Consider the following 23,017-nt stretch of genomic DNA (forward strand, 5'->3'; position numbering starts at 1 on the left):
GTCATGACAATCTGCCCGATTATTCGTTTCCCTGACCAGCGTTTGCGGCAGGTGGCGGAACCTGTCACGGTTTTTGATCACACTCTCTCTGCTCTGGCGCAGGATATTCTGGAGAGTATGCGCGCCGCTCCGGGCATTGGCATGACAGCACCGCATATTGGCATAGCCCGACGCGTTGTGGTGCTGGAATTGCCGGATGCGGCCCAGCCACAGACCTACGTGAATCCTGAAATCCTCTGGATGTCAGAAGACAAAGTCCGGCAGGAAGAGGGGAGCGTTTCCATGCCGGGTGTGACAGAGCAGATTGAGCGCGCCGCCAGAGTGCGGGTTGCGTATCATGATCTGGATGGTGTGCGGCATGAGGAAGAGGCGGAAGGCCTGCGTGCCGCCTGCCATCAGCATGAAATTGATCAACTGAACGGCTTATTCTGGCTCCAACGCCTGTCCAGCCTGCGCCGTAACCGTCTGATTGCGCGCTATGAAAAAATGCAGCGTTTCCGCCCGTAAAGTCCCAGCGCGTTCCGGTTTTTCAAGAGGTCCTGTCTTGCCAGTATTTTTCAAACGGATTGGCACAGTCTGGCTGGGGTATCTGGTCGCCTTTGTGGTGCTGTCCGGCTTTTACATGGCTTTGGCCGCAACATTGCCGCTCAATTCAGACAGTACGTCTGCTGTGTTGGAAGCGCAGGATATTCTGCGTGGGAATGCTCTGCTGCATGGCTGGGATCTTTCTGCGGAATCCTATGACGTAACGGAAACGCTTCCATTCGTTATTGTTGCAGGTCTGGCGGGCTGGCATCTGTCTTTTTACTATCTGGTGCCAGCCTTATTGATGGCCGCCATGGTGCTGCTGGCGTTCCGGTTGTGCCGGATTTTAGCGCCAGAGGGGGCGTGGTGCTGGCTGGCTCTGGTGGCGGCTCCTACGGCGTTTGGTGTGCAGGTGATGCTCATTCCCTGCATCCATGTGGGGGCTTATGTTGGGGTCTTGCTCTGCTGGTTGCTGATTTTTGCACAGAGTAAGGGGGAGCGGCTGGCCCTGTGGGCGGCTTTTGTCGTTTTAATGGTTCTGTGTCTCGCGAGTGATGACATCATAAAATATTGCTTCGTTTTTCCTGTTCTCGGGGCGGCTAGTCTGCTCAGTGCGCAAAAGCGTCGGCTGGAACACGGGCGGCTTGTTTTGTGCCTGCTTGTTTCCATGGGGCTGGTGCATGTATTGAAAACCGTATTGGCCCATAACGGTGCGTTCCATGTGCCGGGGCTATGGACCATGTCTTTCGCGGGGCAGGAGCGGATTGGATATAATCTGTCCGTTCTCGTTTCCGGCATTTTACATTTTTTCGGGGCGTATTTTTTCAGTAAAGAGTTCTCCCTGCATGGTTCGGGGAAAGAACTGGCCCATCTGGCTGTGTTTCTGCTGGCGTTGTGGGGCGTTATCAGGATCGTGCGGAGCAAAACAGTCCGGCTTGATCTGTTTGATTATGCCGCATTGCTGTGCATGGGCCTTATGGTTGCGGCATTTACGGTCAGCCAGTTAGCGATTGATGATGCGTCTACCCGCTATTTAGTCTTTCCCTATGTGATGATGGCGCTTCTACTGGCGCGCCATACCCGCCTTTCTCAAGCTGGCCGAACACTGGGGCTGGCAGGAGCGGTGGTCTATGCCGTGTTAAGCGTGCCAATGCCGACTGTGCAGATTTGGCAGACTAACCGCAATTTCCCCATCAATATGGAACTGGCTCGACTGGGGCTGAGGCAAGGATTTGCGCCTTATTGGGCGGCGGCGGCCAACAGCCTGCCTAATCCGGTCCGCATTGCGCCTGTGGAATTTGGTGCTGACATCACGCCATTTCATTATCTGTCAAAGCGAGACTGGTACACGCAGGGGGGCAATTTCTTCTTGTGCAAGACGCCCGCTCAGGCCGCGCAGCTTCAGGCGCGCTTTGGCCCGGCGCGCAAGGTTGAAGCGATCGATGGGCATATTCTGCTAGTGTGGGACAAAATAATTACCCTGCCGGGCTAGGGTTTTTTGAAGAAGATGCTCTGGGAGTAACAGCTCAACGGTCCGTCAGGCGAAACTCAATGCGGCGGTTGCGGGCGTAGGCGGCTGCGGTGTTACTCGTGTCCAGCGGCTGATAGTCCGCAAAGCCGGTTGCGGCCAGATGGCGCGGGCTGATGCCTTCCGCAACCAGCAGCTTCACAACTGTAATGGCGCGGGCAGAGGAGAGTTCCCAGTTGCTGGGGAAGGCGGTGTGAATGGGTTGGCGGTCAGCATGGCCATCCACGCGCAGGATCCATGGAATATCCGCTGGAATATGGCTGGTGACACTTTTGAGAGTCTGCGCCAGCGTACGGATTTCTGCCTGACCTTCCGATGAGAGGTCCGCGCTGCCAACCGGGAACAGGACCTCACTCTGGAAGATAAACCGGTCCCCGACGATATGCACGCCCTTCTGGTTGTGCAGGATATCCCGCAGCCGCCCGAAGAATTCGGACCGATAGCGGCTGAGCTGCCCGACCTTATCCAGTAGAGCGGTATTCAATTTTGCGGACAGGTCGCCAATCGTGGCGTCTTTGCTCTGCACGGCTTTTTGCGACACATCGAGGGCCTGCGCCAGAGCGGCCAGCCGGGTGTTCAGGTCCGTCAGTTCGTCATTGATCTGCGTTACCCGTGTCTGGTCGGCAGCACTCAGGGCGCTGGCGGCCTCGGCTTCCGCCGTTCTGGCGGCAAGAGCCTCGGTATCGTGCGTATGCTGGGCCTGTAGGCCAGTGACACTGTCTTCCAGCGCATGGGCGCGGGCGTGTTCGGTATCAAGCTGGCGGGAGAGTTCTGCTGTCTGCCCTTCCAGTTTTTCCAGCACATGCTCCCGCCGGTTGAGGGCTGCGGACAGCAAGGTTTGGCCCATGACAAACACCAGCAGCACAAAAATAACGACCATGAGCAATGTGGAGAGCGCATCCACATAGCCGGGCCATGCGTCCAGTCCGGCATGGAGTTTTCTGCGGCGGCGGGCCATGGTCAGGGTGCTTTCCGGTCAGCCGGTGCGGCCTCGGCTGTGGCAGCAACGGTGCGGGCCAGCAGGCGCAGGTCATTCCGCAGGTCCGTCGTCATGCGGGCACGGCCCTCTTCCGTATTCTGCACCAGCGTGTGTAGCAGACGCTCAATATTATGCAGCGTTTCTGTCTGGGTGGTGGTGGACTCCAGCCTGTCAGACAGTTTGCTCAGCAGAGCGCGTTCCTGCTCGCGCCGGGCTTCACTCGTGCGGACCAGATTTTGCAGGGATTCCAGATTTTCCGCCGTCTGTTCCAGTAGCGCCTGAATATAGGCGGGAACGGAAGTGGTGCTTTCCATGCCCGTGCCGGAGGGTGCTGCAAAGCGTGTCTGCTCGGCCAGCCATTCTTCCAGCTCATTAAAAAAGCGGTTCTGGGCCTGCCCGGCGGTGAGGTCCAGAAAGCCGAGCACCAGTGCGCTGGCCAGACCGAACAGCGAGCCGGAAAACGCGGTGCTCATGCCATGCAGCGGTTTGGCCAGTCCGGTTTTGAGCTGGCCAAACATGGCGTCCAGATCGCCCCCGCTGACGGACATGTTGGCGATTACATCCGCAATGGCGGCCACAGTCAGCAGCAGACCGTAAAATGTGCCCAGCAGGCCGAGAAAAATCAGCAGGCCCGTCAGATAGCGGGAAACTTCCCGTCCTTCATCCAGCCTGCCGGAAATGGAATCCAGCACGGCCTGCATGGCTGGGGTGGACAGAGCCGTTGGGTTGCCGCGCTGGTCCGGGCCGGTGCCAAGGGCGGTGGCGAGGGGTGCCAGCATACGCGGCGGGGGCAGGGCGGCCAGACCGGTGCGGGACTGGCGGAGGGCATCTACCCAGCCCACTTCCGGCAGCAGGCGGCGCACCATCATGACATTCCACAGAATGCCAATGGCCAGAAGGCCCAGAATCAGGCCATCCAGCAGTGGATTGCTAAAGAAGGCATCCCGCAGGGGCCGCCATAATGTTGCAGCGACAAGCGCCACACACACGAGAAACCCGATCATTCTGAAGAGATACTGTGTGGGGCGCGTCATCTGGATCCGGTCCGGTTAGAAGGGAGAGGCGTCAGGGTACAGCGTCTGACTGGTAGATATCTATATAATCCTGCCCGGCATTGTGGGCTGGTGTTTTTGGTAGGCCAATCACGCGCAGATAAATGCGGGTGGAGGGAATGCCACCATTCATGAGCACACTGCGCGCGGCCAGCCCGCGGGTGAGCGACATGCGGCGGGGCAGGGAGGGGTCATCCACAGCGCCGGAACTGTAGGCGTCAATCAGGGCGCGCGTATGGGGTTTTTCACTCAGAGACTGGGCGAAGGCGAGCAGCGCCTGATGGGTTTCCGGGTTGAGCGTTGCCGCTCCCGCGCCAAAGGTAATGCGCACACCGCCGGGAATGGAGGAGACAGTTCCGGTGGCTTTGGCATCCACAGCCGGCTGGGCTGGCATGGGGAAGGGGTGCAGTTCCACATCGGGCGGAGCCGGTGCAAGCTGTGGCACCGGGGGCGGTGCCAGCGGAATGGTGGCTGCGGGAGCAGGATGCGCAGGTGTTGCGTGCTTGGCGTCGCTGGCAGGCGTTTTGCTGCTGGATGCTGGCGCAGAGACGGGTGCAGCTTGCTGTGAGGGCGTAGCTGTCGGGGCGTCCTGTGTGCTTTGCGCGGCAGGCTTGTGGGGACCAGAGGGGGGCGGGGTAGGCGTTACCGGATGCGTGAGCGGCGGTTCCATAGCCGGTTTAGGCGCGGCCCGCTTGGGGGCTGGGGCCTTTTTATGCTCAGCCGGATGCGCGGCAGGGAGCTTGGGAGCCGCTTGCTTGCTGGCCAGTTCATCCAGCGCCTGAGAATTGGTGACAACCTGCGCATGCGCCAGCGAGGAGCCCAGAGAGGGCACCAGCGCGGCTGGCAGCAGGAGGAAGGCGCACAATCCTGTCAGACGGCGCGGTCGGGGATGAGAGTTGTGCATTGCGGGCAAGACTAAACCAGAAGAGGGGCGGGGTGAAATGGCGGAACACCTTTTGAGGTGATCTTTTATGCGCCGGGTGGGGCGAATATACGGCATCAGGCGGAAAACTGTTCTGCGGTAATGCGCTCGGACAATGTCTGGCCGGGGTCAAACAGCACGGTAACGGCCAGGTCACGGTCTTCATGAATCTGCACGGATATGACATCCCGGATTTCAATCGAATCTGCCACCGCCGCAACCGGACGTTTTTCGGCTTCCAGAATGGTAAAACCTACCCGCGCTGTAGATGGCAGGAGTGCTCCCCGCCAGCGCCGGGGGCGAAACGGGCAGATGGGTGTCAGCGGTAGCAGATTGCCCGAAAGCGGGACAATGGGACCGTGGGCAGACAGATTATAGGCGGTGGACCCGGCGGGGGTGGCGAGCAGCGCGCCATCGCAGATCAATTCCGGCATGCGCACCATGCCATCCACATCCACCCGGATTTTGGCCGCCTGCCGGGTCTGGCGGAACAGGAAGACATCATTGAGCGCCAGCGCTTCATGCGTGTTGCCCTGCATCGTGCGGGCCGTCATGCGCAGCGGGTGCAGGGTGGCCGCCTGCGTGGTTGTCAGGCGTTGAGGCAAATTGTCTTCCAGCATCGGGTTCATCAAAAACCCGACGGAGCCGCAGTTCATGCCGTAAACCGGCACGCTCAGATGTTGTTCGAGCACGACGCGGAGCGTTTCCAGCATAAAGCCGTCCCCCCCAAGGCAGACAACAACCTCTGCTTCCCCCGGGTGGCAGTTGCCATACTGGTGGACCAGCCTGTCAAACTCATGCCGGGCCGTATCGGTCGGGGCAGCCATAAAAGCAATGCGTTCTGGCACATGGGGCAGAACGGGGGCGGTTGTCGGGGTTAGCGCAGGGACTGTGGGGGGCAACACCGGCGGGAGCGTTGCGGGCTGAAGTGGAGAGCTGGTCATGGCAGGCACCCCATGGCGGGCCGGAAGCGGAAAAAACGGGTGGGCAGGCGGCATCCCTTATCCTGCACTGGTCATGTCCTGAAAGGGGGTGGGGGCATTTTTATGCAGCTCCGTGCCGAGCAGTTCATCATACACATGCAGAGTTGCCTGCTGCATGGCGTGGGTTGTGTAGCGGGCCAGTACGGTCGCGCGGGCGGCTTCCCCCATGGTGTGCAGGGCGTCCGGCGGGGCGAGGAGAACGCTGGTCATGGCATCGGCCAACGCCTGTATATCTCCCGGAGGAATGCTCAGGCCGGTCATGCCATGCTGCACCGTTTCCAGCGCCGCCCCGTGGGCGGTCACAATGACAGGGCGGGACATGGCCTGTGCTTCCACCACCACCCGGCCAAATGGTTCCGGCCGCAGGGAGGGAATAACAACCACTGTTGCCAGCGCCATGGCCGCGGGCATGTCCTGACAGTGCCCGGCAAACCGCACTTGGTCCGTCAACCCCAATGCGCGCGCATGGGCAACGAGGCTTTCCGCATACGCATTCCCCGGCGGGCAGGACCCAACAAATACGCAGACCCATGGTGTCATGGGTGCCACGTGTTTAACCCGTGCCAGAGCCTCCAGCAGGAAACGCTGGCCTTTCCATTCCGTCAGTCGGCCCGGCATTAAAATAACAGGCACTCCCGCAGGCACATCCCAGCTTTCACTCAGCCGATGCACACGCTGCCCGCTGACAGCCTCCGGGCTGAACTGGGTGATATCCGCGCCGCGCGGGATGACCCGTAGCCGGTCCGGGCCGACATGATACTCCTGCGCCAGCCGCTGGCCGATATGCTGGCTGATGGCAATTACCCGGTCTCCAGCGGCCAGCACAGCATTGTAGCGTTTTTTACCGGGAAAATTGTTGGCATGCACACCATGCCATGTGGTGACAAACGGCGTGCCGGTGCGGGTGCAGGCCAGCCGGGCCACCCATGCTGGAGCGCGGGAGCGGGCGTGGACCAAGGCGACCTTATTCTGCTGGATAAAGCGTGCGAGTGTTCCCGCGTTGCGCAGGATGGAGAACGGGTTTTTGCTGCCGCATCCGGGCAGGGCGTGGTGGCGTGCGCCTAGTCGCTCCAAGGAGGGTACAAGCCTGCCGCCCGCACTCATGACCAGTGCGGTGCCGCCTGCCTGTGTGATGGCGTCGGCCATTTCCAACGTGCCCCGTTCCACCCCGCCCTGTTCCAGTGCCGGAAGGATTTGCAGGATGACGGGGGAGGGCGGCGTAATCGTCATATCTGGCTGTTAGCATGGTTTTCCGGCAACAGACACTCTCACGCGCGCAGGCGGCTTTGCGGACTGACTTGACCACCCGACCCGTATCCGCGTTATGGAAGAGAGTGATGACGCATTTGCCTTTCCTCGTCCGGCCTGTTCCAGTGCGCTGCACGCCGTTTGTGGTCACGCTGGGGCTTGGCGTCCTGCTGGCTGGAGCCCCCGCTGGCGCGGCGACCATACGCCCTGCTGCCCGGATAGGGCAGGCAGGTGCCGGGGCCGGGGCCTCTGCCGCGCATACGGGTCCCGAGCATACTGGTGCCGCACATATGGGCAAGGACGCTCGGCAAAGCTGGACGCTCCCCGACTGTATGAGCATGGTGGAGGAAGACCCGTTTGGCGCGCGGGATTATGCTCAGGACTGGTTAAAGCACGGGGGAAACCGCGAGGCCCGGCATTGTCATGCTCTGGCCCTGCTGGAACTGGGAAATGAGCAGGAGGCAGCGCAGGAGCTGGATGATCTGGTACGTAACGCCCCGTCTTCCGGCCCGGAAAGCTCTGCCAGCCTGCGGGCTGTCATGGCGGAGGAAGCCGCCGAAGCGTGGCTTTCCGCAGGCAATCCGCCCGGTGCGTTGAGCATTGTGGATTATGGCCTGTCCATTCGCCCCGGTGATACCACGCTTCGTCTCGCCAAAGCGCGGGCGTTGCTGGAGCAGGGCAACGCGGCGGCTGTCGTGGCGGACCTGACCTCTCTGGTTGCACGCGGAGCGGATGCCCCGCCAGAGGCTTTTGTTCTTCTGGCCTCGGCCGAGCGGCGGCTGGGGCAGTTGGACAAAGCCACGCAGCATATCACGTTGGCTTTGCAACGCATGCCGGAGAACGCCGCGGCTCTGTTGGAGCGCGGCATTATCCGGGAACAGGTGGGGGATGCCACCGGCGCGCGGGCGGACTGGCAGCATGTGCTGGACGTTGCGCCGGATAGTCATGAAGCCGATCTGGCCCGGCAGGATCTGGCTGTTCTGGCGGCTGACCCGGATTCGCCGTGATACAACAAACCGGTTTGCGCCGTATTCTGGTTATCCGGCTGGGAGCGCTTGGGGATTTTGTGCAGAGCTTCGGGCCGTTTCAGGCCATCCGAACAGCCCATCCGGACGCACACATCACCTTACTGACGACCACCCCGTTTGTGGAACTGGCCCGTCTTTCTCCATGGTTTGATACGGTTGAGTGTGACCCTCGGCTCTCATGGGGCAATCTGCCCGCCCTGCTGGCTTTCCGGCAGGCGTTGCGCGGATATGACCGGGTTTATGATCTCCAGACTTCCAGCCGCACAGCCCGGTATTACGCTCTGGCAGGACGCCCCAAGACGTGGTGCGGGCATGTCGGGCGCTCTCCGCTGGCGCACGCCAACCTCTGGCGGAATGATATGCATACCCGCACCCGTCAGCGTGACCAGTTGCGGCGCGCGGGGATTGCGGATGTGCCTGCGCCGGATACGCGCTGGCTGGCGGACCTTGGGCCACATCTGGAAGGGCCCTATGGGCTGATTGTGCCCGGTGCCTCGCCGCATCGCCCGGCCAAACGCTGGCCTGTGCGCCGCTATGCGGAACTGGCAACGCGTATGAAAGACCTTGGGCTGCGGCCCGTGGTTGTCGGGAGTAAGGCCGAGCAGCCGCTGGCCGCAGCTATCACGCAAGCCTGCCCGCAGGCGTTGGACCTGACAGGCCGGACAACCCTGCCGGAACTGGCCGGTCTGGCCGCGCGGGCGCAAGTGGCCGTGGGGAATGATACCGGGCCTATGCATCTCGCGGCCCTTATGGGCTGCCGCTCTGTGGTGTTGTTCTCCGCAGACAGTAATCCTGCGCTCACAGCGCCGCTCGGGCGAGCACCGAGGCAGGTTTGTGTGCTTTGTGTGCGTGATCTGGCGACACTTTCTGTCAACAGGGTTGCAGCCGCGCTCTCCTGCCGCCATTAAAAGCCTTTACAACCATTTGATCTCTGGAGTTCTTCCATGCCTGCCATCACCTTGCCTGACGGATCCGTTCGCAGTTTTGACGGGCCGGTCACGGGCACGGCCATTGCCGAAGCCATCGGGCCGGGGCTGGCCAAAGCGGCGCTGGCCATGGAGGTCAATGGTGCGTTGCAGGATATTGGCCGCCCTATCAGTGACGATGCCGCTGTCCGCTTCATTACCCGGAAGGACCCGGAGTCTCTGGAGATGATCCGGCATGACGCCGCCCACGTGCTGGCCGAAGCTGTGCAGTCTCTCTACCCCGGCACACAGGTGACCATTGGGCCGTCCATTGAAAACGGCTTCTATTACGATTTTTACCGGAACGAACCGTTCTCGCCGGAGGACTTCGCCGCCATTGAAGCGCGGATGAAGGAAATCGTCGCCAATGCCGAGCCCTTCGTGCGGGAAGTCTGGCCGCGTGACAAGGCGATTGCCTTTTTTGAAGAAAAGGGGGAGCGCTTCAAGGCCGAACTGATCCGTGACTTGCCGGAAAGTGAGGATATTTCCATCTACCGGCAGGGCGAGTGGCTCGACCTGTGCCGTGGCCCGCATCTGCGCACCACAAAAGATGTTGGCACGGCGTTCAAGCTGATGAAGGTCGCAGGTGCGTACTGGCGCGGTGACCATCGCAACCCCATGCTGACCCGCGTTTACGGCACCGCATGGCGGGACCAGAAGGAACTGGACGCCCACCTGCACCAGTTGGAAGAAGCGGAACGCCGGGACCATCGCCGCATCGGGCGGGAAATGGACCTGTTCCATTTTCAGGAAGAAGCGGTGGGCCAGATTTTCTGGCACCATAAAGGCTGGCGGCTGTATTGCGCCCTTCAGGACTATATGCGCCGGGCGCAAACTCGTGGCGGCTATCAGGAAGTGCGCACCCCGCAACTGGTGGATCGTGGCCTGTGGGAAGCCTCTGGCCACTGGGACAAATATCGCCACCACATGTTTGTGGCGACGGTGGAGGACGAGGATAAGACTCTCGCTCTCAAACCCATGAACTGCCCGTGCCATGTGCAGATTTTCCGCCACGGCCTGCGTTCCTATCGTGAACTGCCGATGCGGATGGCGGAATTCGGGGCCTGCCATCGGTATGAACCGTCCGGCGCGCTGCATGGGCTGATGCGCGTGCGCGGCTTTACGCAGGATGATGCGCATATTTTCTGCACGGAAGACCAGATTGCGGATGAGACCGTGCAGTTCGTGCGGATGCTGCATGAGGTCTACAAGGATCTGGGCTTTGAGCATGTCCGCGTGAAATTTGCGGACCGGCCTGAACAGCGTGCCGGAAGCGATGCTACATGGGACAAAGCCGAGCACGCGCTGAAGGAAGCATGTGAAGTCGCTGGCGTGACCTATGAATATAATCCGGGTGAGGGCGCGTTCTACGGCCCGAAACTGGAATTTGTGCTGCGGGATGCCATCGGGCGTGACTGGCAGTGCGGCACGCTTCAGGTTGACCTCGTGCTGCCGGAACGACTCGATGCGAGCTATATTGGCGAGGACTCCGCACGCCACCGCCCGGTCATGCTGCATCGTGCGATTTTGGGCTCCTTTGAGCGTTTCCTTGGAATTCTGATTGAGCAGCATGCTGGCCGCTTCCCGCTCTGGCTGGCTCCTGTGCAGGTGGTTGTGGCGTCTATCGTCAGTGATGCCGGGGCCTATGCGGAAGAAGTGGCCGCTGCTCTGCGCGCTGTAGGTCTGGCGGCGGAAGCGGATGCGCGGAACGACAAAATCAACGCCAAGATTCGCGAGCATAGCGTGGCCCGCGTTCCGATTATTCTGGTGGTTGGCCGCCGGGAAGCGGAAGAGCGGACCGTGGCCATGCGCCGTCTGGGCGGGCAAGATCAGGAAACCTTTGGGTTTGATGAGGTTGTGAGCCTGATTGCCAAAGAAGCAACACCGCCGGACCTGCGCAAAAAGGCGTGAGACTCGGCTGGTTGTTTTGGGCAGGGCTGGAATGAGTCTGTTTTCTGGCCCGGCATGCTTGATAAACGGCCAAGAATTGCGCACATAATAACAGCGTAAGCGGAAGCACCGGGAGGCGCTTCTGTTTGTTTTTTTATCCATGACAGGAGCTGACCATAGCCAGACCCCCTATTCCCGCGCCGCCCACCCGCGAGGGACCACGTGTTAACGAAGAGATACGCGTTCCGCAGGTTCGTCTGATTGACGAAGAAGGCGAGATGGCGGGTGTCATGTCGACCCGCGATGCGCTGGCTCGCGCTTATGGTGTTGGGCTTGATCTTCTTGAGATCAGCCCGAACGCAGAACCGCCCGTTGCCAAGATTCTTGACTACGGCAAGTTCAAGTATGAGCAGCAGAAAAAGCGCAACGAAGCCCGCAAGAAGCAGAAAGTTATTGAAATCAAGGAAGTCAAGGTTCGTCCGAATATCGACGAAAATGACTATCAGGTTAAAATGCGCTCTGTGAAAAGCTTTCTGGGTGAAGGTGACAAGGTCAAAGTCACCCTGCGGTTCCGTGGTCGTGAAATGGCGCATCAGGAACTGGGCATTAAGGTTCTGGAGCGTATCCGGACCGAAATGGATGAGCAGGCTAAGGTTGAGCAGATGCCGCGCCTTGAAAACCGGCAGATGATTATGGTGCTGGCGCCCCGCTAAGGGGTTATCCGGCCCGTAGGACATGCTCCTGCTGTCTGTCTGAGTATTAAAAACGCCTGTGCGGACATGTCCCGCACAGGCGTTTTTTTATGCCGTTTTTCGGTGGTTGCTTTCTCTTTACGGGAGCAGCAACTTACGGAGCCAGCAACACGGTAGCGTTGGCGCTTGCCCGCACAGTTTGTGTTTCTGCGGTGCTGGAGGGCGGCGGCGCGCTGTCCGCCATGGCGGCGCGAGCCGGCATAGCCATCATCATGACAGGGCGCGGAAACCCACCGTGAGACAGAGAGACGTTGGCAAAACGCACCACATGCATCCCGAGTGTGGCGGCCAGAGTTTCAGCCTGCTTTTTCAGATCTTCCACAGCTTTTTGCTCAGCGTCCAGCATCAGCTTCTTCTCGTTTTCGGGAGAAAGTGACCATGAAAGGTCGTCCAGCATCAGCCCTTCACCCTGAAGCTGCCCGGTCAGTGGCAGCAGGTTTGTGCCATTAGGTGCTGTAAAGGTGAGAGCCTGCGAGGCTGTCCATGATGAAGGCCCTTTATCGGGCTGATTTTCCGAGACGGAATATTGGAGCACAGCGGCCTTCACCCCAGCGGCTTTGGCAGACTGCTCCACCGCCTTATGAACCAGTGTGTTGACGGCCTGCTGAGCAGTCGCAGCAGTCTTTTCCCGACTTTCTGCCCGGAACCGGGCAATCAACTGGTCGGGCGGGGCCTCCACGGAGCCCGAGCCGTTCAGTTCCAGACGCGTGTAGCTGTCTTCTGGCCTGCTTTCAGCCAGAGCCGGAGCAGTGGCGGCCAGAGCAAGGGCCAGAGTGCTGAGAACAGTGAGGCGAGGGGAAAGGCGCATTAAGGTGATGTCCTTTTCAAGCTGATAATGGCGCGGCGCAGACGACTGATCCCGGAGCGGACCAGCCCCTGACGGCACAGGTCTGTACCTTCTTCCTGCAACTGGCTGACCATACGCGGCAGGGTATCTTTATTATAACTCTCAATGACACGGGAAAGCCGAAAGCAAAAGGCGGCACTGTCTGAGGTAATAACCACAGGCTTAGGACCCGGGAGGACAGGCAGAATGCGGCGCCCTTCATCCTGAGGTGGTGGTGGGAGAACCGCTTGTGCTGAAAGCCGCGTGGCAATGGCTGTTGTCGCGATGCTCCCTAATGTCAGCATAAGGGCGAGAAGCAGGGATCGTCTCATCCTTTACCATTTTAAGGAGCCAATGTCTTTTTCAAGGCAAAACGATTTTTGTAATGATTTATTGATGTAAAGCGGGGTGGTATTAATGATTGTTAGGCATTGAGTCTGCTAGCAAGAGTGCGTTCGCTTCCGGAAGCGGGATTTCAATGCAGGTGATCAGCCCCGGATTGTTGGATGAGAGGTGCAACTGCCCCTCATGCAACTGCACAATGGCCTGAACCAGTGAGAGGCCAAGGCCAGAGCCGGGGGTGTTTCTGGCCTGCTCAGCCCGGAAAAACCGTTCCGAAGCACGGGCCATATCGGCCTCATTCATCCCGATCCCCACATCGGCCACGCATAAGCGCAGCAGCGCGCCCCGGCTGCCGTCTGACCGACGGGCCGCGGGGAGGACTTTCGCGGAAAGGGTGACGGCTCCGTTGGAGGGGGAGAATTTAACAGCGTTATCCAGCAGGTTGGCCACCGCCTGCTGGAACATGGCGCGATCTCCAAAAAAAGGCAGATGTTCGGGCAACTGTCGCACAAAAATCAGCCCATGCTCTTCCGCCACGGCCTCGTAGAGTTCGCACACATCCTGTAAAGCCGGGATGAGATCAAACAGCACAAAGGCCGAGCGGCGCGCGCCGGATTCAATCTGGGCAATGCGTAACAGTGCTTCACAAATGGATGTCACATTGTCCAGATTGCTGGCAGCTTGTTCCATGGCGGCGCGTAGTTCGGTCTCATTGGTCGCATGGAGTGCGGCATCTTCCAGTTGTGCGCGAGCGCGGGTGATGGGTGTGCGCAGATCATGCGCAATGGCGTTGGAAACCTGACGGACGCCATCCATGAGGCGGCTAATCCGATCCAGCATTTCATTGATGGTGATGGCGATTTCGTCCAGTTCATCATCCGTGCCCTGCACCGGCATACGGCGGGACATATCTCCATGTGTAATGGCCAAGGTGGTGCGGCTGATGGTGTGAATAACGTGGCGGAACAACCGGCGGACGAGCCACCCCCCGCCGACAGCCAGCAGCGTGATCATGATACAGGCCCACAGGAGCATATCAGTCAGCATTTTGCGGAGGAGCGTGCGGCCACTAATATCCCGCCCGATTAACAGGCGATAACCATCGGGCAGTAAATAGGCCCGCACCTTAGCCATGTCCTGCGTATAAGCGCGTTGGACAGGCAGGGTGAACCAGTGATGATCGCTGGTAACTTGTCGCGGCCATTCCGAGAGATTGCCTGCAACCCATTTTTGGTCTTTGTTGATCAGGAGATACAGGGTGTTGTCATCAACGTCCTGTTCCAGCCTGTCATCAATAACCAGGGTCAGACCAGCGGGGCCGCTCTCTGCCCAGATGTTGTACAGAGTGCGTGAGTCCGTGGTAATGGCCCGCTCAACCCGATGTTCCAGCAGCCCCTCCGTTCCCCACCAGATAAAGGAGAGGAACAGGATAGCGGAGCAGACAAAAAGTGTGCCGTAAACCAGTGCGAACCGTAAACTGACGGAGCGCAGGCGTAAAAAGCCGGGCTGCGGGCTTGCCGTCACAGTGGTCGCTGGTGCCGTCATTCCTGAAGCATATAGCCTGCGTTGCGAATGGTATGGACAAGCGGGCGGCCAAATGGCTTGTCGATTTTCTGCCGCAGGCGGGAGACGTGCACGTCAATCACGTTGGTCTGCGGGTCAAAGTGGTAATCCCACACGCCTTCCAGCAGCATGGTGCGGGTAACAACCTGCCCTGCGTGGCGTATCAGGAATTCCAGCAGCCTGAACTCGCGTGGCTGGAGGTCAATTTTCTGGCCAGCCCGTTTCACGCCGCGAGAGAGCAGGTCAATTTCCAGATCGCCCACCGTCAGGCGGGTCTGGGGTTGGGCCTCGTTCCGGTTGCGCCGGACAAGAGCTTCCAGTCGCGCCTGAAGTTCACTGAAGGAAAAAGGCTTGGTGACGTAGTCATCCCCACCGGCTTTCAGGCCAGCAACCTTTTCATCCACCTCTGCCAGAGCAGACAGCAGCAGGACGGGTGTTACGTTGCCCTGCCGCCGGAGCGTTTCAAGGATATGGATGCCATCCACGCCGCCGGGGAGCATTCTGTCCAGAATGATAATGTCAAAATTCTCGCTGGTTGCAAGGGAGAGACCATCCCTGCCGCTTTCAGCCTGTTCTACCAGATGCCCGGATTCGGACAGGCCTTTGGCGATGAAACTTCTAACTGTTTGATCGTCTTCAACAAGAAGAATGCGCATTTCTGAACCTAAGACTCCACGAGGGTTACCAAAATATTACGGTGTTCCTACTGGTTTGTCACGACGGAGTTTTTATACGCGTTCGTCATCTGAGAGTGGCGGGGTCAGCCCATCAAAAATAGACAGCAGGGCCGCTGTCAGCGGGGAAGCAAAAATCAAGCCGGGAAAGCCCAGAATGGCGCCAAATAGTGTCTGAGAAAGCACGGTAATGGCAGGGGGCATCTGCACGGCGTGGCGCTGGATGACGGGGGCCAGAACATTGCCTTCAAAGAACTGGATGACGCTGTAGAGAACGGCCACCATAATGGTTTCCCGCGTGCCAAGAGACAGCGCCAGCAGCATGGCAGGCACCGCCCCCATGATCGCGCCGATATAGGGGATGAAGTTACACAGCCCCGCCAGCACACCTAGCGCCAGAGCTAGTGGGACACCAATAAACCAGAGACCCACGCCGGAGAGGACACCCACCACCAGCATGTCCAGAGACTGCCCGGCCACCCATGCCCACAAGGTCTGGCTGGCGCGGAGCATGAGCATCCGCGCTCTTGGGCGCTGGGCCACGGGCACAAGCCGGAGGGCACCGTTTGCGTAAAGGGCGGGGTCCATCGCGAAATACAGTCCGGCAATCAGAATCACCACAATGGTGCCAGCCGCGCCAAAGGCCGAGCCGAGAATGCCGGTCATGGAGCCAGCAATCCGAGACCCGAGTGAGGCCAGACTGCTGCTCCCGCCCTGCTTGCCCCCGAGAGAGGCGGGCAGATAATTCAGGATCATCTGGCCAGTAGGGTTGTTTTGCAACGTGGCGCGCAGAGAGGCTTCCTGCTGGCGCAGGGCGTCCTGCAATTTGGCGGCCTCGTTTACAATGGCGGGGCCGCTGCCCCAGACCAGCAGCACGACGGCGGCAATCAGCGCGATAACAACAGCAGTGAGAGACCAGCCGTAGGGTAGGCGCAGATGTTTGACGAGAATTCTGGAAAGACCATGCAGTACAACCGCAAACAGCGTGGCAGCGAACAGAATGGTCAGCACGTCTCCCAGCAGCCAGATCATCAGCGCAATAACGGTTAGCCCGAGAGTGAGGCGCAGGATGCGCGTAATGCTGCTCAGCCAGCCAGCACTGTCTTCTGTGTTGGTGTCCGGAACGGGGCAGGACAGAGGCGGGGAGCCTGCTTGTTTGTCCGCTTCTTCAGGGATTGGTGTAGCGCAGTCGGGCTGGGAACCAGAGGCAGAGGTCATGGACGGCAGGTCTTTCAGAAGAAGGAGTGACTATGTAACGGCTGGTCGGGATTTTGGTGATAAAAAACAGTATATATCTTTATATGTTTTGTAATGAATTATTATATGTTCTGTAATGAAATAGTCAGACTGAGACTGCTCTCATTCAACTGAATAGAGAGGAGGTGTGAGGCTGCCCGTAAGGCCGCAAAGTGTCCGGCTTAAGCAATCACACACGCGCCTGCGCTCGCGCATTTAACTTATGCCGGATAACTCATACCGGATAACTCATACTGGGGTGCTGGATTGTATCAGTCCTCCGCTGCGGCGTCTTCAATCTCGGCTTCGGCTTCCAGCCAGCGTTCTTCCAGTTCCGCCTGTTCCTTGCCAATGGCGGCAAGGCGCGTGTTCAGGCGTGTCACCTCATTGGCTTTGCCGTCCGCATAGAGAGCGGGGTCGGCCAGAGTGGTTTCAATTTTTGTCCGCTCTGTTGCCAGTTTGGCGAGTTTGGCCTCCGCATCGCGGATAATCTTGCGGAGAGGGGCCTGCGCCTTGCGCGTTTCCGCGCGTTCCCGGCGGTCATCCTTGCGGCTGGCCTGTGCCGAAGTGTCCTGTTGTTTTGTGCGGTTTGTGGCGCGGTTCTGTTCAATCAGCCAGCGGCGGTAATCCGCCATGTCACCTTCAAACGGCGTGACCTTGCCATCCGCGACCAGCCACAGCCGATCGGCCACCATTTCCACCAGATGCGGGTCATGGCTGATGAGCAGCACCGCCCCTTCAAACTCGGACAAGGCACGGACCAGCGCATCCCGCGCATCCAAATCTAGATGGTTAGTGGGTTCGTCCAGAATGAGCAGTTGCGGGGCATCACGCGTGGCGAGTGCCAGCAGAAGCCGGGCTTTTTCCCCGCCTGAGAGGTCTTTGACCGGCGTTTCCGCCCGGTCCGCATCCAGCCCGAAGCGCGCCAGTTGCGCCCGTACAACCGGCGGCAGGGCTTTGGGCAGGGCGCGCTCCATATGGTCGATGGGGGTCTGGTGCAGCACCAGCTCTTCCGCCTGATGCTGGGCAAAATAGCCGATTTTCAACTTCGGGTTGCGGTCTACCGAACCGGACATGGGGGCTAGACGCCCGGCAATCAGCTTAGCGAGGGTCGATTTCCCGTTACCGTTCGCGCCCAGCAGCGCAATGCGGTCTTCCATGTCCAGCCGGAAGGACACGTTGGAGAGAATTGGCGTGGCGCCATACCCAATGCTGACGCGATTGGCCGTGAACATGGGCGGGGCCAGTTGCTCGGGCTCCGGGAAGGCAAAGCGGGTGGGGGTATCTTCCACCACGCTTTCAATCACCGGCAGTTTTTCCAGCGCCTTCAGGCGGGCCTGCGCCTGCCGGGCCTTGGTGGCCTTGGCGCGGAACCGGTCCACAAAAGACTGCATATGGGCCCGTTGGGCTGCGATTCGCTCCGCCGCGCGGGCCTGCTGCAAAGCCTGCTCCGTGCGGATTCGGACAAAATTTTCATAGCCGCCGGGTGTCAGGCTGAGCTTGCCTTTGTCCAGATGCGCAATGGCGTCCACACACGCATCCAGCAGGCCGCGATCATGGCTGACAATCAGCGCGGCACCCGCAAAACGGGTCAGCCAGCCTTCCAGCCAGAGGGTTGCTTCCAGATCCAGATGGTTGGTGGGTTCATCCAGCAGCAGCAGGTCCGGTTCCAGAAACAGGGCTGTGGCCAGAGAGACACGCATCCGCCAGCCGCCGGAAAAATCAGACACCGGGCGGCGCTGGGCGTCCGCGCTAAAGCCCAGTCCGGCCAGAACGGACCCGGCGCGGGCTGGGGCGCTGTCGGCCTGAATGGCGCGCAGGCGTTCATGAATTTCCGCAATGCGGGCCGGGTCCGTCGCGCTGTCTGCTTCCGCCAGAAGGGCTGTGCGTTCGGTATCACCGGCCAGAACAGTATCAAGGAGGGAGGCCCCATCCGCCGGAGCTTCCTGCTTCACGCGGGCCATGCGGGCGCGTGAAGAGAGGCGGATCTCCCCGCCATCCGGCGCGATATCGCCCGCAATAGCGGCGAGAAGCGTGGACTTTCCAGCCCCGTTCCGCCCCACAAGCCCGACCTTGCGGCCCGGTTCTATGGAGAGGTCCGCCTGGTCCAGAAGGGTGCGGCCAGCAATGCGGAGAGTAAGGTCGGAAATGACAAGAAGGCTCAACGGGGGTCTCGTTCTGGCTGGAATCTTATGATGATCTGGTGAAGTACCTACCAGCCCGCGCGAATATGCTCTAGAGGAGCAGGCTGAAAGGCCGCGTTATTGTGCGGCCCGATTATGAATGAGGAGACCGCACATGGCGACAGAACGTACTCTTTCCATCATTAAGCCCGACGCCACCCGTCGTAACCTGACCGGCAAAATCAACGCCGTGTTTGAAGACGCTGGCCTGAAGATTGTAGCGCAGAAGCGCGTGCAGCTGACCCCGGCTCAGGCCGGTGCGTTCTACGCCGTGCACAAGGAACGCCCGTTCTATAACGATCTGGTGTCCTTCATGATCTCCGGCCCGGTGGTTCTGCAGGTTCTGGAAGGCGAAGGCGCCGTTGCCAAGAACCGCGACGTCATGGGTGCGACGGACCCGAAGAAAGCTGAAGCACACACCATCCGTGCTCAGTTTGCTGAAAGCATTGAAGCCAACTCCGTGCACGGTTCCGACAGTGCCGAGAATGCTGCCAATGAAATCCGCTTCTTCTTCGCGGAAACCGAAATCCTTCCCTGAGAAGGTCCTTCATGAACACGGTCCGCTTTTTGCCTTAAGGGCATAAGCAGGCTGGCATGAAACAGTCTGGCCCGTACCGGAACTCATAGCGCGTTACAGCGTTGTGGGAACTGGGCGGGCCAGATGTGTATGGGGCCTGCACTATCCAGCGCTGGTCCGGTGCTGGGATGCGTTCTGCGGAAGGCATATAAAAGTTATCCGCGTGATAATGAGGCCGCTCAAATGGCTGTTATGAAAATGTAGAAACAGAAAAATAATTCTATAACAAAGGGTTGTGCGTTCGTTTTCATCTGTTTTGGTCTATTTAGATCATTGTTCCGTGCATGGGTGGTGGGTTGTCAGCACCGAGGTTGCACGAAGCCAATCCCTTATGATCCAGACTTCAGAAATTCTGACAAACCGGTAGAGGCCATGCCTGTCTGTGGCCGCCCGTATCGAAAGGAATGTCATGAAAGTCCTGGCGGTTCACCCCAGTGCCCTTATGTACACAAAAGTTTTCCTCCGGCTGGAACCGCTGGGGTTGGAACTGGTGGCCGGTGCGGCGCGGGATGCTGGACATGACGTGCAGATTATTGATTTGCAGGTTGAAACCCAGAAAGATTACTGGACGCTGCTGGAAAGCTTTAAGCCGGATGTCGTCTGTTTTTCTGGCAATTATCTGGCCAATGTACCGGAAATTATCGATTTATGCCGCGCCACGCGGGTGCGTTATCCCGATATTTTCCAGTTTATTGGCGGCCACTCTGTCTCCTTTATTGCGCGGGACGTGCTGGCGCTGTCCGAAGGGGCGGTAAACTGCATCCTGAAAGGGGAAGGCGATGCCTCCATCGGCCTGCTGCTAAGCGCCTTAAAGGATGGCAAGGACCTGCTGAGCGTTCCGGGTGTTGTCACCATGGATGGAGAGGGGCCGCCTCCGGTTTTTGTGGACTCTCTTAATGATATCCGCCCGGCGCGTGACCTGCTGCGGCACCGCAACAAATATTTTATCGGCACGCTGGACCCGGCAGCGTCCATCGAATTTGCCCGTGGTTGCCCGTGGGACTGCACATTCTGCTCCGCATGGACATTTTATGGCCGCTCTTACCGCACTGCCAGCCCGATGGTTATTGCGGACGAACTGGAAGAGATCAAAGAACCCGGCATCTTTATTGTGGATGATGTGGCCTTTGTGCATGAAGAGCACGGCATGGCCATTGCCAATGAAATTAAAAAACGGGGCATTAAAAAGGAATACTATCTGGAAACCCGAGCGGATGTGCTGCTGCGGAACAAGGACGTATTCAAGGTCTGGAGCGAGATCGGTCTGTCCTATATTTTCATCGGTATGGAAGCGGTGGATGAGGAAGGGCTGAAGCAGTTCCGCAAACGTGTCTCGCTGGACAAGAATTTCGAGGCGCTGGAGTATGCGCGGTCTCTGGGGCTGATTGTGGCCATTAACATTATTGCTGACCCGGACTGGGATCGTGGTCGGTTTGAGGCTGTGCGGCAGTGGTGTCTGGAAATTCCGGAAATCGTCAATATTTCCGTCACCACGCCGTATCCCGGCACGGAAATCTGGCATAGGGAAGCGCGCCGCCTGACAACGCGGGACTATCGCCTGTTTGATATTCAGCACGCTGTGCTGCCGACCAAATTGCCGCTGCCAGAGTTTTATGAAGAACTGGTCAAAACCCAGCAGGTGCTCAACACCAAACATATGGGCTGGGAAGCCCTAAAGGACACCGCAGGCATTGCAGGTCGCCTCCTGATGAAGGGGCAGACAAACTTTGTAAAAATGCTGTGGAAGTTTAACTCCGTCTTTAACCCCAAACTCCAGTTGGCCGACCATATGCGTAAAGCACGGTATCTTATGCCCATTCAGCCGGATGTGGTGGAGTCTGTGGATCGGAAAGATCTGTATGTGCATGGTCCCGGCGGCCGGAAAACACGCGCGCTGGATGATGCGACAGAGCAGTTTGTTGATAAGACCCGTATGAGCGAGGATGCCTGAGCAGAGAGCAGAGAGCAGAGAGCAGAGAGCAGAGAGCAGACGCCTGAACCTGTAACGTGTGCGCTCAGGGGTTTTCTTTATGCGTGGTCTTTATGAATGAGAATGGGCTTACGGGGCACTCGGCATGGCAGGGGGCGGGAAATGGAACGCGCCCCCTGTATAGCTTTCAATAACCGCGCTGATAGGCGTCCCGTCCTGCCGGGACAGCACAGCGTGATGCCGGAACAGGACGGGCGGAAAGACCAAAGCCTCACCCGAACCCATGGGGAGTGAGGTTTGTTCGGACCAACCCGCGGGAAGAGGCGACCACAAGCGTTCTGACTGCACAAGGCGGCGTGTAAAGGCCAGCGGTGCCGTCACGCGCCCGAATGGGGTTTCTGTTGTGTCCAACTCCCTGTTCATGGCCGCAGTCAGGCGGTCAGGCAGATACCAGTTTTCTGCGTCTGAAAGGGTGAGAGAGCCGCACATCAGCCGGACATGCCTGTAACGTAAAGCGTCTGGCGGGGCGTCTGCTGGCAGACGTAAAGCGTCTCGCAGGGCAGGCGGGCAAGGGCGGGCTGGTGTGTGCTGGCAAAGGGCGCGCACGGTTGGAGCAGGAGCCAGATGATGGTGCCTGCTCCAGTCCTCCAGCGTGCGCGTGGCGCTGGAGGTGCTGAGAAGAGTGGCATCCAACTCATTCAATAGCGCGGTCAGCATCAGCCGATGCACAGGCGTATCCCGCCAGAAAGACTCAGGCTGGATGGGGGATGCAGTAGAAAGGAGGGGCATGTCCGGCATGGAGCTTATCTTACGCTGCTCACCCTGTTCTGCCGAGAGGGTGATGTAGAGCGTGGTCCTGCCGCGTTCCCCCGCCCGGCGTTTTGCAGCAAGGCCGGAGGCGTATAAACTACGGGTATCGTCTTGGTGCGACGCCGCCCGGATGGTGCGGTCTAAACAGGGAGAAATGTGAGAATGGCAACCACAGAAACAAGCTTTATGGTAGAAGGCATGACGTGTGACGGGTGTGTGTCTGCCATAAAACGCGCTCTGGCCGCCGTGGATGGGGTGGAAAGCACGGATGTGAATCTTGCCACGGGTGAGGTGAAAATTGAGTATGATCCTTCGCGAGCAGGCATGTCCTCCTTGCAGAATGCCATTCTCGGCGCGGGGTTTGATGTTGGGTAAAAAGCGCTCTGTCATGCGGTGCGCACGGGGGCGATTTGCCACCGCTTCTACTAGGCGCGGGCCGTAAGGCGTGGCAGGGTAGAAAGCCCTGTCCGGCGTTTGGATGCCGATACAGCATGGCGAGGAAAAGGTCAGCGTGGTTGTGAGACGGAACAAGAAGACAGTCGGCTTTGGAATTATGCTCACCGGGCTGACGCTGCTGGGCGGATGTTCTTCTGAAATCGGCCGTAAGCCGTTTCTGGATACGGATGTGTCCTGCCTGAGAAATCAGATGAAAGGCCCGATGTTCCTCAGCTTTCCTCTGGCGGCCAATACCTGCCAGCGCATGAGCAACCACAACTTCATTCTGGGTGAGAAAGACGCGCACCCGCTGCCGCTGAACCTCAAAGATGCGCCAGACCTGCAAAAGCAGGCGGATGAACACGGTTATAGCTACACCAAATAGAGCCGGGGGAACCTCTCCGGTTCTGGGGCGGTCAGCTTTCCAGTTCGGTGTCCCAGTATAAATAATCCCGCCAGCTTTCGTGCAGATAATTGGGTGGAAAAGCCCGACCGTTATCCTGCAACTGCCAGGAAGTGGGGCGGGCGGGTGTCTGGCGGGGGAGCATGTTGATGGTGTGTGGCAGGTG

At 59.2% G+C, this 23,017-nt stretch carries 22 protein-coding genes and 1 pseudogene; 10 read left to right on the plus strand and 13 right to left on the minus strand.

Annotated features, from left to right (window positions below; all coding sequences use genetic code 11):
• The first annotated feature begins 3 nt into the window (after window positions 1–3).
• Window positions 4–507: a peptide deformylase gene (locus tag AD949_RS10840; RefSeq protein ID WP_048835416.1), complete on the plus strand. Its 504-nt coding sequence runs from the start codon at window positions 4–6 to the stop codon at window positions 505–507.
• Between the two features lie 37 nt (window positions 508–544).
• Window positions 545–2,017: a hypothetical protein gene (locus AD949_RS10845; RefSeq protein WP_048835415.1), complete on the plus strand. Its 1,473-nt coding sequence runs from the start codon at window positions 545–547 to the stop codon at window positions 2,015–2,017.
• A 34-nt stretch (window positions 2,018–2,051) separates the two neighbouring features.
• Here the strand turns inward: AD949_RS10845 and AD949_RS10850 are convergent, their stop codons facing one another.
• The 5 genes from AD949_RS10850 to AD949_RS10870 form a co-directional block, all read right to left on the minus strand.
• Window positions 2,052–3,011 carry a peptidoglycan -binding protein gene (locus tag AD949_RS10850; RefSeq protein ID WP_048835414.1) on the minus strand — a complete coding sequence of 320 codons (960 nt, stop codon included), beginning with the start codon at window positions 3,009–3,011 and terminating at the stop codon, window positions 2,052–2,054.
• Between the two features lie 2 nt (window positions 3,012–3,013).
• Window positions 3,014–4,066, minus strand: a complete 1,053-nt coding sequence (locus AD949_RS10855; protein WP_048835413.1) for a hypothetical protein — start codon at window positions 4,064–4,066, stop codon at window positions 3,014–3,016.
• Window positions 4,067–4,097: 31 nt separating this feature from the next.
• A complete protein-coding gene (locus AD949_RS10860) occupies window positions 4,098–4,988 on the minus strand; it encodes an OmpA family protein (protein ID WP_096430317.1) in 891 nt (296 codons plus the stop codon).
• Between the two features lie 95 nt (window positions 4,989–5,083).
• Window positions 5,084–6,004, minus strand: a complete 921-nt coding sequence (locus tag AD949_RS10865) for an NAD kinase (RefSeq protein ID WP_257007527.1) — start codon at window positions 6,002–6,004, stop codon at window positions 5,084–5,086.
• 3 nt (window positions 6,005–6,007) lie between these two features.
• On the minus strand, window positions 6,008–7,219 hold the full coding sequence (locus AD949_RS10870; protein WP_048835411.1) for a glycosyltransferase family 4 protein: 1,212 nt from the start codon (window positions 7,217–7,219) through the stop codon (window positions 6,008–6,010).
• A gap of 107 nt (window positions 7,220–7,326) precedes the next feature.
• Between AD949_RS10870 and AD949_RS10875 the strand changes: the two genes are divergently transcribed.
• The 4 genes from AD949_RS10875 (at window position 7,327) to infC (ending at window position 11,833) form a co-directional block, all read left to right on the plus strand.
• A complete protein-coding gene (locus AD949_RS10875; protein ID WP_244463315.1) occupies window positions 7,327–8,244 on the plus strand; it encodes a tetratricopeptide repeat protein in 918 nt (305 codons plus the stop codon).
• Window positions 8,245–8,258: 14 nt separating this feature from the next.
• Window positions 8,259–9,173: a glycosyltransferase family 9 protein gene (locus tag AD949_RS10880; RefSeq protein WP_048835593.1), complete on the plus strand. Its 915-nt coding sequence runs from the start codon at window positions 8,259–8,261 to the stop codon at window positions 9,171–9,173.
• A gap of 36 nt (window positions 9,174–9,209) precedes the next feature.
• Complete coding sequence (thrS, locus tag AD949_RS10885; protein WP_048835410.1) at window positions 9,210–11,141, plus strand: threonine--tRNA ligase; 1,932 nt, start codon at window positions 9,210–9,212, stop codon at window positions 11,139–11,141.
• A gap of 170 nt (window positions 11,142–11,311) precedes the next feature.
• The gene (gene infC / locus AD949_RS10890) at window positions 11,312–11,833 is read left to right on the plus strand and encodes a translation initiation factor IF-3 (RefSeq protein WP_048835409.1); all 522 of its coding nucleotides are present in this window, start codon (window positions 11,312–11,314) and stop codon (window positions 11,831–11,833) included.
• Between the two features lie 133 nt (window positions 11,834–11,966).
• Here infC and AD949_RS10895 read toward each other — a convergent pair whose 3' ends face one another.
• From AD949_RS10895 to AD949_RS10920, 6 genes are all read right to left on the minus strand, one after another.
• Entirely contained in the window at window positions 11,967–12,680 is a 714-nt protein-coding gene (locus AD949_RS10895) for an SIMPL domain-containing protein (RefSeq protein ID WP_052944538.1), read from the minus strand.
• A complete protein-coding gene (locus AD949_RS10900; protein ID WP_141325381.1) occupies window positions 12,680–13,030 on the minus strand; it encodes a hypothetical protein in 351 nt (116 codons plus the stop codon). Before AD949_RS10900 ends, AD949_RS10895 begins: the two co-directional genes overlap by 1 nt.
• Before the next feature lie 82 nt (window positions 13,031–13,112).
• Window positions 13,113–14,585, minus strand: a complete 1,473-nt coding sequence (locus tag AD949_RS10905) for a sensor histidine kinase (RefSeq protein WP_048835407.1) — start codon at window positions 14,583–14,585, stop codon at window positions 13,113–13,115.
• Complete coding sequence (locus AD949_RS10910; RefSeq protein ID WP_048835406.1) at window positions 14,582–15,259, minus strand: response regulator transcription factor; 678 nt, start codon at window positions 15,257–15,259, stop codon at window positions 14,582–14,584. The genes AD949_RS10905 and AD949_RS10910 overlap by 4 nt, the downstream gene beginning before the upstream one ends.
• Before the next feature lie 72 nt (window positions 15,260–15,331).
• Window positions 15,332–16,495, minus strand: a complete 1,164-nt coding sequence (locus AD949_RS10915) for an AI-2E family transporter (RefSeq protein WP_082064639.1) — start codon at window positions 16,493–16,495, stop codon at window positions 15,332–15,334.
• A gap of 290 nt (window positions 16,496–16,785) precedes the next feature.
• Window positions 16,786–18,678, minus strand: a complete 1,893-nt coding sequence (locus AD949_RS10920; protein WP_048835405.1) for an ABC-F family ATP-binding cassette domain-containing protein — start codon at window positions 18,676–18,678, stop codon at window positions 16,786–16,788.
• Between the two features lie 133 nt (window positions 18,679–18,811).
• Here AD949_RS10920 and ndk point away from each other — a divergent pair, with 133 nt between their 5' ends.
• Entirely contained in the window at window positions 18,812–19,234 is a 423-nt protein-coding gene (gene ndk / locus AD949_RS10925) for a nucleoside-diphosphate kinase (protein ID WP_048835404.1), read from the plus strand.
• Between the two features lie 448 nt (window positions 19,235–19,682).
• Window positions 19,683–21,224 (plus strand): hopanoid C-3 methylase HpnR, encoded by a 1,542-nt coding sequence (hpnR, locus tag AD949_RS10930; protein WP_048835403.1) that lies wholly within the window; start codon window positions 19,683–19,685, stop codon window positions 21,222–21,224.
• A gap of 108 nt (window positions 21,225–21,332) precedes the next feature.
• Here the strand turns inward: hpnR and AD949_RS10935 are convergent, their stop codons facing one another.
• On the minus strand, window positions 21,333–22,001 hold the full coding sequence (locus AD949_RS10935) for a hypothetical protein (RefSeq protein WP_048835402.1): 669 nt from the start codon (window positions 21,999–22,001) through the stop codon (window positions 21,333–21,335).
• Between the two features lie 174 nt (window positions 22,002–22,175).
• Between AD949_RS10935 and AD949_RS10940 the strand changes: the two genes are divergently transcribed.
• Entirely contained in the window at window positions 22,176–22,388 is a 213-nt protein-coding gene (locus AD949_RS10940; protein WP_048835401.1) for a heavy-metal-associated domain-containing protein, read from the plus strand.
• A gap of 178 nt (window positions 22,389–22,566) precedes the next feature.
• Window positions 22,567–22,833 carry a hypothetical protein gene (locus AD949_RS10945; RefSeq protein WP_048835590.1) on the plus strand — a complete coding sequence of 89 codons (267 nt, stop codon included), beginning with the start codon at window positions 22,567–22,569 and terminating at the stop codon, window positions 22,831–22,833.
• A gap of 31 nt (window positions 22,834–22,864) precedes the next feature.
• Here AD949_RS10945 and AD949_RS14585 read toward each other — a convergent pair.
• Window positions 22,865–23,017 (minus strand): annotated as a pseudogene (locus tag AD949_RS14585) (HNH endonuclease); the annotation flags it as partial.

Origin of the sequence: Acetobacter orleanensis (assembly GCF_001581005.1) — a bacterium.
In the GTDB taxonomy this organism is placed as follows: Bacteria; Pseudomonadota; Alphaproteobacteria; order Acetobacterales; family Acetobacteraceae; genus Acetobacter; species Acetobacter orleanensis.

Bases quoted from the DNA above. Each gene is read 5' to 3' on its own strand.
- AD949_RS10910 (WP_048835406.1), bottom strand. From the start codon at position 15,259: ATGCGCATTCTTCTTGTTGAAGACGATCAAACAGTTAGAAGTTTCATC.
- AD949_RS10935 (WP_048835402.1), bottom strand. From the start codon at position 22,001: ATGCCGGACATGCCCCTCCTTTCTACTGCATCCCCCATCCAGCCTGAG.
- hpnR (WP_048835403.1), top strand. From the start codon at position 19,683: ATGAAAGTCCTGGCGGTTCACCCCAGTGCCCTTATGTACACAAAAGTT.
- AD949_RS10900 (WP_141325381.1), bottom strand. From the start codon at position 13,030: ATGAGACGATCCCTGCTTCTCGCCCTTATGCTGACATTAGGGAGCATC.
- AD949_RS10855 (WP_048835413.1), bottom strand. From the start codon at position 4,066: ATGACGCGCCCCACACAGTATCTCTTCAGAATGATCGGGTTTCTCGTG.
- AD949_RS10860 (WP_096430317.1), bottom strand. From the start codon at position 4,988: ATGCACAACTCTCATCCCCGACCGCGCCGTCTGACAGGATTGTGCGCC.
- AD949_RS10850 (WP_048835414.1), bottom strand. From the start codon at position 3,011: ATGGCCCGCCGCCGCAGAAAACTCCATGCCGGACTGGACGCATGGCCC.
- AD949_RS10865 (WP_257007527.1), bottom strand. From the start codon at position 6,004: ATGCCGCCTGCCCACCCGTTTTTTCCGCTTCCGGCCCGCCATGGGGTG.
- AD949_RS10945 (WP_048835590.1), top strand. From the start codon at position 22,567: ATGCTCACCGGGCTGACGCTGCTGGGCGGATGTTCTTCTGAAATCGGC.
- AD949_RS10840 (WP_048835416.1), top strand. From the start codon at position 4: ATGACAATCTGCCCGATTATTCGTTTCCCTGACCAGCGTTTGCGGCAG.
- ndk (WP_048835404.1), top strand. From the start codon at position 18,812: ATGGCGACAGAACGTACTCTTTCCATCATTAAGCCCGACGCCACCCGT.
- AD949_RS10940 (WP_048835401.1), top strand. From the start codon at position 22,176: ATGGCAACCACAGAAACAAGCTTTATGGTAGAAGGCATGACGTGTGAC.
- AD949_RS10875 (WP_244463315.1), top strand. From the start codon at position 7,327: ATGACGCATTTGCCTTTCCTCGTCCGGCCTGTTCCAGTGCGCTGCACG.
- AD949_RS10870 (WP_048835411.1), bottom strand. From the start codon at position 7,219: ATGACGATTACGCCGCCCTCCCCCGTCATCCTGCAAATCCTTCCGGCA.
- AD949_RS10915 (WP_082064639.1), bottom strand. From the start codon at position 16,495: ATGACCTCTGCCTCTGGTTCCCAGCCCGACTGCGCTACACCAATCCCT.
- thrS (WP_048835410.1), top strand. From the start codon at position 9,210: ATGCCTGCCATCACCTTGCCTGACGGATCCGTTCGCAGTTTTGACGGG.
- AD949_RS10895 (WP_052944538.1), bottom strand. From the start codon at position 12,680: ATGCGCCTTTCCCCTCGCCTCACTGTTCTCAGCACTCTGGCCCTTGCT.
- AD949_RS10905 (WP_048835407.1), bottom strand. From the start codon at position 14,585: ATGACGGCACCAGCGACCACTGTGACGGCAAGCCCGCAGCCCGGCTTT.